A 6,580-nucleotide genomic window follows, 5' to 3' on the forward strand; every position below is an offset into this window, starting at 1 on the left:
CCCCCCTATTTTTTGAATCGCTTGTCGGGTGGCGGGGTGTATGCCCGCACATAATCAATCTTGAATAATAGCCTATCCTTGCTGCCATGCCGCTTGATTGGCTTTAACCTGCCATTACTAATCCAGCGCCTCACCGTGCTGATGCTGACGCTGAAGTGTTTTGCAATATCGTAAATATCCCAGCAATCAGGGGGTTTGATAACGTCTCCTGCATAAACCGCCATGCCCGTAGTGCATCCTTTCTAATGATGATTGATATATCAATCATCATTAATCAATAATATAAAGAAGTCAAGGGGAATTTTAGGGTTGCCCCTAAAATATCCCGAGTAACTTCAATGCAAGCAGCGCTCCGAATAGCAGTCCAGCGGCGAATCCCAGCCCATTGGATAGCATGGTGCGTTTGCGCCATCGCCGGTCATTCTCATTGCAGGCAGCGGCGGCAATCCGTAAATCGCCGAGCTTAATGTCATTACTAATAGATATGACATTCCTGCCGATGCCCTCCACTATCCCCCCCAATGCGTCCAGGGGAGGCTGCATAGCCTGGCGTGCCAGTTCAGCGGCAGTGGCAACCAATAATGCTTCGCGCTCCGTCCACTGAATCGGCTCCTGCTGTTTACTCGGCGGCATTACGCTTAACCTTCCTGCCCGGCGCCTGATGTTCTTTGGGGGGTAGTGGGTCAGGGGTGCGCGGCTTAATATCCACCGCTGGCTTGACCAACTGGAATTGCTCATCAGCAACTTTGAGCAGCTTGAATAGCTTGCTCCATGCGTCATTGCCGCTAATCAATTCGGTGAGGGTCTTCCAGCGCACCCCATCAATCCAGCTATTGCCAACAATCTTTTGCCACGCGTAAAGCTGGGTGGTAAGATGCCACTCCTTTTGTAGCACATCAGCCGTTAACCCGACTTTAATGAACTCCTGCTGGCGCACCGGATCATAAGTCAGCCGCACCCGCTTTGTCCACCGGCCAGCGAAGTTGGGATCATCACCGAATAGTTCATGGTCAACCGTAGTGGCGCAGGTTTTGGGTAGGAATGCCTTGCCGCGCAGGGCATTACTCATATGGTCACGTTCAATGTTGACCATAGCAGCCAACTTTACAACATCAACATAGTTACTCATGTTCAACCTCCTGCCCTTATTATAGCCATAGCCGATTTTACTTGTCAAGCTAAATTTTTACTTGACAAGCTGTGTCAATATATTAGTATGAAGGCAAGGAGGTTTCACATGATTGAGGGAATAAAGAAATATGCGGTGGTGGAGGCTGAATCGGAGTGTTTTATCGGCGAAGGAAAGCGCCAGATTCACCTGCAGAAAGGGGACAAGTTCATCATGGATGCCGGACTTGTGCCCGCCACATTGCAAGCCAAGCACGCGGTGATTGATGAACGGGGTGTGCTGCTTTGTCGGCATTGCCTGCGCCCGGCGGGGCTTTTGCCCAAGCTCTGCGACAGGGTGGTGACGCGGCTGGGGCAAATGCACAAGCGGGTTCTTATCCTGCGCTACGGTGGGCTGGGCGATGTGTTGATGATGGCGGAACTGGCGGCGCACTTAACCAATGCCGGGCATGAGGTGGGGATTGCCTGTGATGCTGGTTATGCTGATGTGCTGGAATATATGCCGCACCTGGTAGCGCGGCACGCGGTTCCCATGCTACTGAAGGAGCTTGAGAGGTATGATGCAGTGCTGGTATGGGATGAATGCGAGAGGGATATTCATTGGTTGGGTGATGTGCGGTTGGCTGGCGTGGATATATGGGCGCGTGTAACGTGGTTGCCCCTGCCCCTGTCGTTGCTGGATAATGTGGTGCTAACATTGCCCGCCGAGAAAATCCAGACACACCGTGACAAGCTAAAGACGCTGTGGGATGATTATAAACCGCTATGCGTAATTCAAGCGGGCGGCAGCACCATAAGCAAAACGCCCCCGCCAACGGAGATAGCCGCCATGTGCATAGGGCTGGCTAAAGATTACCATGTAATGCTGACTTTAAGTGAGGAGCTTGTCGGGAGATACCAACGACTGCCTAAAGATACCGTTGATGCCATGAAAGCGGCAGGGGTGCAGGTATCCAGCAGCAGGTCATTGGGCGGCGTTACTGATTGGCTATGCTTGCTTGCTTGCGCTGATCTGATTATCGCTCCTGATAGCGCGGCTTTACATGCAGCAAGGTTGCTGGACATTCAATCCATCGGTTTATTTTGCCCCACTGACGGAAAGCAATGGCACGGACGCCCGGCGCGTATCCGTCATATTGAGGGCGTGTGTTCAATCCATCCCTGCTTTGGTCCCGACATGGAGCATTTATCCATGCCTTGCCTATGCCCGGATAAGCTGGGATATGCGCAGGGGTTCGCTGGTATGGCAACGAAGGTTATAGAGAAAGCAAGGGGGTTGGCGTGAAAATCCTATGTGTAGTGCCCGTTTATGGGCAGCCGGTATTAACGCAGATGTGCCTTAAAAGCATTGCCAAGTATGAACCGGACTTGCCGGTATTGGTTTGGGATGATGGCAGCCCGGATGAAACGATGGTAGGTCGCACATTATCCGGCATGGTTAAAAAGATGCCGCAACTTGAGGTTGTTACAGCCGAGCATCGCGGGATACACGGCGCATGGAATGGTGCGGTTGAATATGCGTTGGGTAAATATCCTGATTTGGGGTGGATATTTTTGCTGGGCAGCGATACCGAATTGACCCAATATAAAGTGCTGGAAGGGATTGCCAATAGTTTGCCGCATGTCGGCGCTATCCATGCCGCGCTGTATAATTATGATTCAAATGGCATCCTGCGCGTGCAATGGAGTGGTAGCCGCGATGGTCAGACCATAGAGACGCATGGCTTGGTATTAAGTGGGGCGGTTGGTTATGATGAATGCCTTGAAAGCAAACCGCAGCCCTGGGTAACACATAGCGCGGTTCTATTGAATGTGAAGGCATTGAAGGCGGTCAAGGCGCAGCGGGGATTTTACTATGATGATGGATACCGCATATATTGTGGCGACCGGGATATAAGCTATGCCATGCGGGAACTTGGTTATGAGGTTTGGAGCGCTGCTAATATGGCGGTCATGCACTATGGCGGTCAATCGGTGGCAACCGCACATGGAAATGATAGGTATGTGTGGGAACGAATAGATACTGCGCGGTTGTATGAGCGCTGGGAAAAGGTGATATACAGTGATTAATAGACAAGATGTGATTGATTTGGCGCAGGCATACCCGCATGATTTGGGGTATATCAAGGAGCTTATTCACCCCCGGGATGAAGGCAAGGACTTTATCGTCAATGGCAACACCTATCGCTGGTATGCAGCGCTGGCGGCATTGATGGCGCAGGAGCATCCAACCTGTCCAATCATAGAGATTGGCGTGCGTTACGGATACAGTATCGGCACAATGGTTGCGGCGGCATCAGAGGCGCGGCTGGCACAGGGCAAGCCGGTGCCTATCACGGCATTGGCGATTGACAATGAGCAGTATATAACGGGCAGCGTGCGGCATTGGCAGCGATGGATGCGGGCAAACTATCCCGGTACGGGATACCCACACATGCACAAGCGTCCGCACAAGCTGGAGTTTGAGGCATGGATATGCAGCGTGGATGGGGATCATAGTTATGAGGGGACGCTGGATGATTTAGCATGGGCATGGGTTCATACTGCGCCCGGCGGCGTAATAGTGGTGGATGATATGAACCATAAGGATGTGCCAGGTGTGCGCAAGGCGGTTGAATCGTTCATCCATGCAGTTAAACCCGAGTGGTATGAGATACCCAGTTGGCGGGGGACTGCCTTGATTTGGAGGTCAGTATGAAATATAACCTATGCCTTTGCAATGAGGTGGGCGGCACTACCGAGGAGGAGCAGGTTGCGCTCTTAAATCTGGTGGATAACCTAAAGGCAACCGAAGTGCTGGAGATTGGGACATTCCGGGGGCATACCGCGCAGGCAATAGCGCAGAACTTTCCGGCGGTGCAGGTAGCGACAGTGGACTTGCCGCCAGGGTTGTTTCCCGAATTGCCGGATATACCGTGTGAACGCCCCTATTACGATATAGGCAAGCAAAGAGATGTGATAGTGGCGTCCAATGCCAAGCGATTCTATCATGACAGTGGATTGCTTAATCAAGCCAAGCTGGAGTTATTCGGATGGCTTGGTAAGTTTGACCTGGTGTTTGTGGACGGCGGTCATTCGCTGGCGCAGGTGCTAAATGATAGCCTGGTGGCGGTGGAATGTGTGCGCAGTGGTGGTGTAATAGTGTGGCATGATTATGGCGAACCTTACCTTGACACAGTATGCCGCGTGGTCAACGGGCTATTTGCTGGCGCCATGCAAATCCCGCATACTCGGCTGGCGTGGTGGAGAAAACCATGATAACCATATCCGAGCTTTGTGTGTTTCTGGGCTGCGATAGTCGCACCGTGCGGCGGATGATGAAGGATGGCAGGCTGCCACCGCCCAGCCCTGACCTTGTGCATCGTGAGCATCGCTGGGATAGGGGGGCGTTGGCGGACTACTGGGAGCGGGAAGGCTATGGCGACTGGGCGGCAAAGCTCCGGGGATACTGCGGGCAAAAATAAATTTGCGGTTTTGTGACCTACATCACAAAATCCCCCAAACAACTGATATATGATTAATCATAAACACATTTTGAAAGGATATGAAAATGATCACAGCATCCCAAACCCACTTATTTTCCGACCGGCTGGCGCAGGGGGCACTGCGCAACCTGCAATCCAGCCTCCGCCATGCCGAGTCCACCAAAGCGACCGCCCTGTATTTCTACGGCAAGACGGGCAAGCGTATCTACCGCGACCAATACCTCGCCGCGTGCAAGGCAAGCGACCAGATCCGCGGCGACCTTGATAATTTTCAGAGGGGAGATGATTGAGGGTGAAGTTCCACCACAACTCCCCTCACCTCCGCCGCATTGCCGAGAACAGGGCAGCGGCGGAGCGTCAGCGGGAAATCACCCCCATCTGCGGCTTTCGTGGCGTGCCCTGCATCTATTGGGCGGCGAATAAGGAGCATAGCAAGGTGATATGTAAGCACCCCCTGATTCGCAGTCTGGAGCTGGGCATCGGTGAACTTGAGACCTGCCCCGCCGATAAGCAAAAACCACTATTCAAGGAGCCGGTATGACCGATAATTTAGAAGAGGCGCTTGGCAGGTATTATGATAAAAAATCAAACGCCAAGCAGCACGCTGATGCCTGCAAGTCGGTTAAGCACCACATTGAGAAGTTAGGCTATCGCCAGCGCCGCAACCTGTCAGTAGTGGCGGGGCGGGCGGATTTTACGGTATGGGGGCAGGGAGCGGTAACGCTGGAGCTGGAGATTAAGACGGGGCGTGGTTATCAGAGCGCCGGTCAAAAGGTGGAGCAGCGCGCTATTGATGCACGCGGCGCCTTATACCGCGTGGCAACCGTCAATAAGTCCGGCTCCCGTTACGACATGGCAGAGGTGGACGCCGCCCTGGCGGAGATGGATAGGCTGAACGAGATGTTGCGGCGATTACTTGAAACGCCGATAACGATAGGCACAGCAATAACCAGCGCAATGGTGCGCTAGACATAACAAGGAGATACAGAGATGGCAAGAGGAACGAAGGATGCAGAGGGAACCGAAGATACAGCGATGTTTCCCACATCAGAAAGCAAGCCCCCGGTAGCAGTGGAGGCAGTAGGGGAGTTTGACCTTGATTCATTCATCGCCCAGGGTGGTGCGGTGGAATTAAGGGAAGGGTTGGATTCCGAGCATACGAAGGTGATAGACAGATTAACCGGCATGGGCAGTGGGGTGGAGGGCAGCGATTGGTGGAAGATATTGCAAAAAGCAATCCCCGATCCCGCCAACCCCAAGCAGAACCTGCATGTGCCGGGTGAGTATTATCGCGGTGAGGGCGGCGATGTAACCACAGTCGGCAAAATCATAGAGTCCGCCGATTGCCTAATTGGTGCCGTGCCTTGCGCTTTACCCAATGCGCGCAGTTGCTGGTTTGATGGCGCCGACCGCCCCTCATGCTGGAGTGAGGATGGAATCACCGCAAGCTATGATGTGCCACCGAATCCCTTTGATGGTTGGAACCCGCTGTGCGAGGCGTGTTCACAGTGCGCCGCCAATCGCAGCGATGAAAAGGGGAAGAAGTTCTGCAAAACCAAGCCCCGCTTTTTGATGATAGGGGTGGGCGATGACGGCAACCTGGATGAAAAGAAGCAGATTATACTGGTTGCCAGCTTCTTCAGTAGCACTATCTGGTGGGATTTCACGAAGTCCATGCGTAAAAAGGGTGTGAATTTTGCCATGTTTCTGTATAAGTTCACCGCCCGCATAGAGGATTTCGGCACCAATGTAAGTCAGATGGTTGCCGGCATCAACCCGGAGATTATCCGCAACCTGAGCAAAGAGGAGTATGCGCTGGTAGCGGCGGCGGCTTATGACATCATGGCAAACAAGGGGCGCTGGACACCGCCACGCGTCAGCATGTTGGCGGGGGAACGCCGCCCTTATCAACTGCCCCCGGCGGTAGTGCCGCAACCACCGGATGATGAGATTGACGATGGAGGCTT

12 protein-coding genes are annotated in these 6,580 nt (G+C 53.2%); 9 read left to right on the forward strand and 3 right to left on the reverse strand.

All coding sequences use genetic code 11. From position 1 onward, the window contains the following. Positions 1 to 5: 5 nt before the first annotated feature. The 3 genes from WC359_12785 to WC359_12795 all read right to left on the reverse strand — a co-directional run bounded on the left by WC359_12785 (position 6) and on the right by WC359_12795 (position 1,129). The gene (locus WC359_12785; protein MFA5401316.1) at positions 6 to 224 is read right to left on the reverse strand and encodes a helix-turn-helix domain-containing protein; all 219 of its coding nucleotides are present in this window, start codon (positions 222 to 224) and stop codon (positions 6 to 8) included. Positions 225 to 315: 91 nt separating this feature from the next. Continuing rightward, positions 316 to 633, reverse strand: a complete 318-nt coding sequence (locus tag WC359_12790; GenBank protein MFA5401317.1) for a hypothetical protein — start codon at positions 631 to 633, stop codon at positions 316 to 318. Further along, positions 620 to 1,129, reverse strand: coding sequence for a hypothetical protein (locus WC359_12795; GenBank protein ID MFA5401318.1), 510 nt, complete (start codon positions 1,127 to 1,129; stop codon positions 620 to 622). The genes WC359_12790 and WC359_12795 overlap by 14 nt, the downstream gene beginning before the upstream one ends. Before the next feature lie 108 nt (positions 1,130 to 1,237). Here WC359_12795 and WC359_12800 point away from each other — a divergent pair, with 108 nt between their 5' ends. From WC359_12800 to WC359_12840, 9 genes are all read left to right on the forward strand, one after another. Continuing rightward, on the forward strand, positions 1,238 to 2,413 hold the full coding sequence (locus WC359_12800) for a glycosyltransferase family 9 protein (protein ID MFA5401319.1): 1,176 nt from the start codon (positions 1,238 to 1,240) through the stop codon (positions 2,411 to 2,413). Continuing rightward, complete coding sequence (locus tag WC359_12805) at positions 2,410 to 3,198, forward strand: glycosyltransferase (GenBank protein MFA5401320.1); 789 nt, start codon at positions 2,410 to 2,412, stop codon at positions 3,196 to 3,198. The genes WC359_12800 and WC359_12805 overlap by 4 nt, the downstream gene beginning before the upstream one ends. After that, positions 3,191 to 3,826, forward strand: coding sequence for a class I SAM-dependent methyltransferase (locus WC359_12810; GenBank protein ID MFA5401321.1), 636 nt, complete (start codon positions 3,191 to 3,193; stop codon positions 3,824 to 3,826). The genes WC359_12805 and WC359_12810 overlap by 8 nt, the downstream gene beginning before the upstream one ends. Next, positions 3,823 to 4,386, forward strand: coding sequence for a class I SAM-dependent methyltransferase (locus tag WC359_12815; protein ID MFA5401322.1), 564 nt, complete (start codon positions 3,823 to 3,825; stop codon positions 4,384 to 4,386). The genes WC359_12810 and WC359_12815 overlap by 4 nt, the downstream gene beginning before the upstream one ends. Then, positions 4,383 to 4,592 (forward strand): helix-turn-helix domain-containing protein, encoded by a 210-nt coding sequence (locus WC359_12820; protein ID MFA5401323.1) that lies wholly within the window; start codon positions 4,383 to 4,385, stop codon positions 4,590 to 4,592. The genes WC359_12815 and WC359_12820 overlap by 4 nt, the downstream gene beginning before the upstream one ends. Positions 4,593 to 4,678: 86 nt before the next feature. Continuing rightward, positions 4,679 to 4,903 carry a hypothetical protein gene (locus tag WC359_12825; GenBank protein MFA5401324.1) on the forward strand — a complete coding sequence of 75 codons (225 nt, stop codon included), beginning with the start codon at positions 4,679 to 4,681 and terminating at the stop codon, positions 4,901 to 4,903. After that, positions 4,900 to 5,154, forward strand: coding sequence for a hypothetical protein (locus tag WC359_12830; GenBank protein ID MFA5401325.1), 255 nt, complete (start codon positions 4,900 to 4,902; stop codon positions 5,152 to 5,154). Before WC359_12825 ends, WC359_12830 begins: the two co-directional genes overlap by 4 nt. Next, the gene (locus tag WC359_12835; protein ID MFA5401326.1) at positions 5,151 to 5,582 is read left to right on the forward strand and encodes a hypothetical protein; all 432 of its coding nucleotides are present in this window, start codon (positions 5,151 to 5,153) and stop codon (positions 5,580 to 5,582) included. The genes WC359_12830 and WC359_12835 overlap by 4 nt, the downstream gene beginning before the upstream one ends. Before the next feature lie 21 nt (positions 5,583 to 5,603). Then, positions 5,604 to 6,580, forward strand: a 977-nt coding sequence (locus tag WC359_12840; protein ID MFA5401327.1) for a hypothetical protein, incomplete at its 3' end; no start/stop codon positions are given.

The sequence above is a fragment of the Dehalococcoidia bacterium genome (assembly GCA_041653995.1).
Taxonomy (GTDB): Bacteria; Chloroflexota; Dehalococcoidia; order GIF9; family UBA5629; genus CAIMUM01.

Bases quoted from the DNA above. Each gene is read 5' to 3' on its own strand.
- WC359_12785 (MFA5401316.1), bottom strand. From the start codon at position 224: ATGGCGGTTTATGCAGGAGACGTTATCAAACCCCCTGATTGCTGGGAT.
- WC359_12790 (MFA5401317.1), bottom strand. From the start codon at position 633: ATGCCGCCGAGTAAACAGCAGGAGCCGATTCAGTGGACGGAGCGCGAA.
- WC359_12795 (MFA5401318.1), bottom strand. From the start codon at position 1,129: ATGAGTAACTATGTTGATGTTGTAAAGTTGGCTGCTATGGTCAACATT.
- WC359_12800 (MFA5401319.1), top strand. From the start codon at position 1,238: ATGATTGAGGGAATAAAGAAATATGCGGTGGTGGAGGCTGAATCGGAG.
- WC359_12815 (MFA5401322.1), top strand. From the start codon at position 3,823: ATGAAATATAACCTATGCCTTTGCAATGAGGTGGGCGGCACTACCGAG.
- WC359_12820 (MFA5401323.1), top strand. From the start codon at position 4,383: ATGATAACCATATCCGAGCTTTGTGTGTTTCTGGGCTGCGATAGTCGC.
- WC359_12825 (MFA5401324.1), top strand. From the start codon at position 4,679: ATGATCACAGCATCCCAAACCCACTTATTTTCCGACCGGCTGGCGCAG.
- WC359_12835 (MFA5401326.1), top strand. From the start codon at position 5,151: ATGACCGATAATTTAGAAGAGGCGCTTGGCAGGTATTATGATAAAAAA.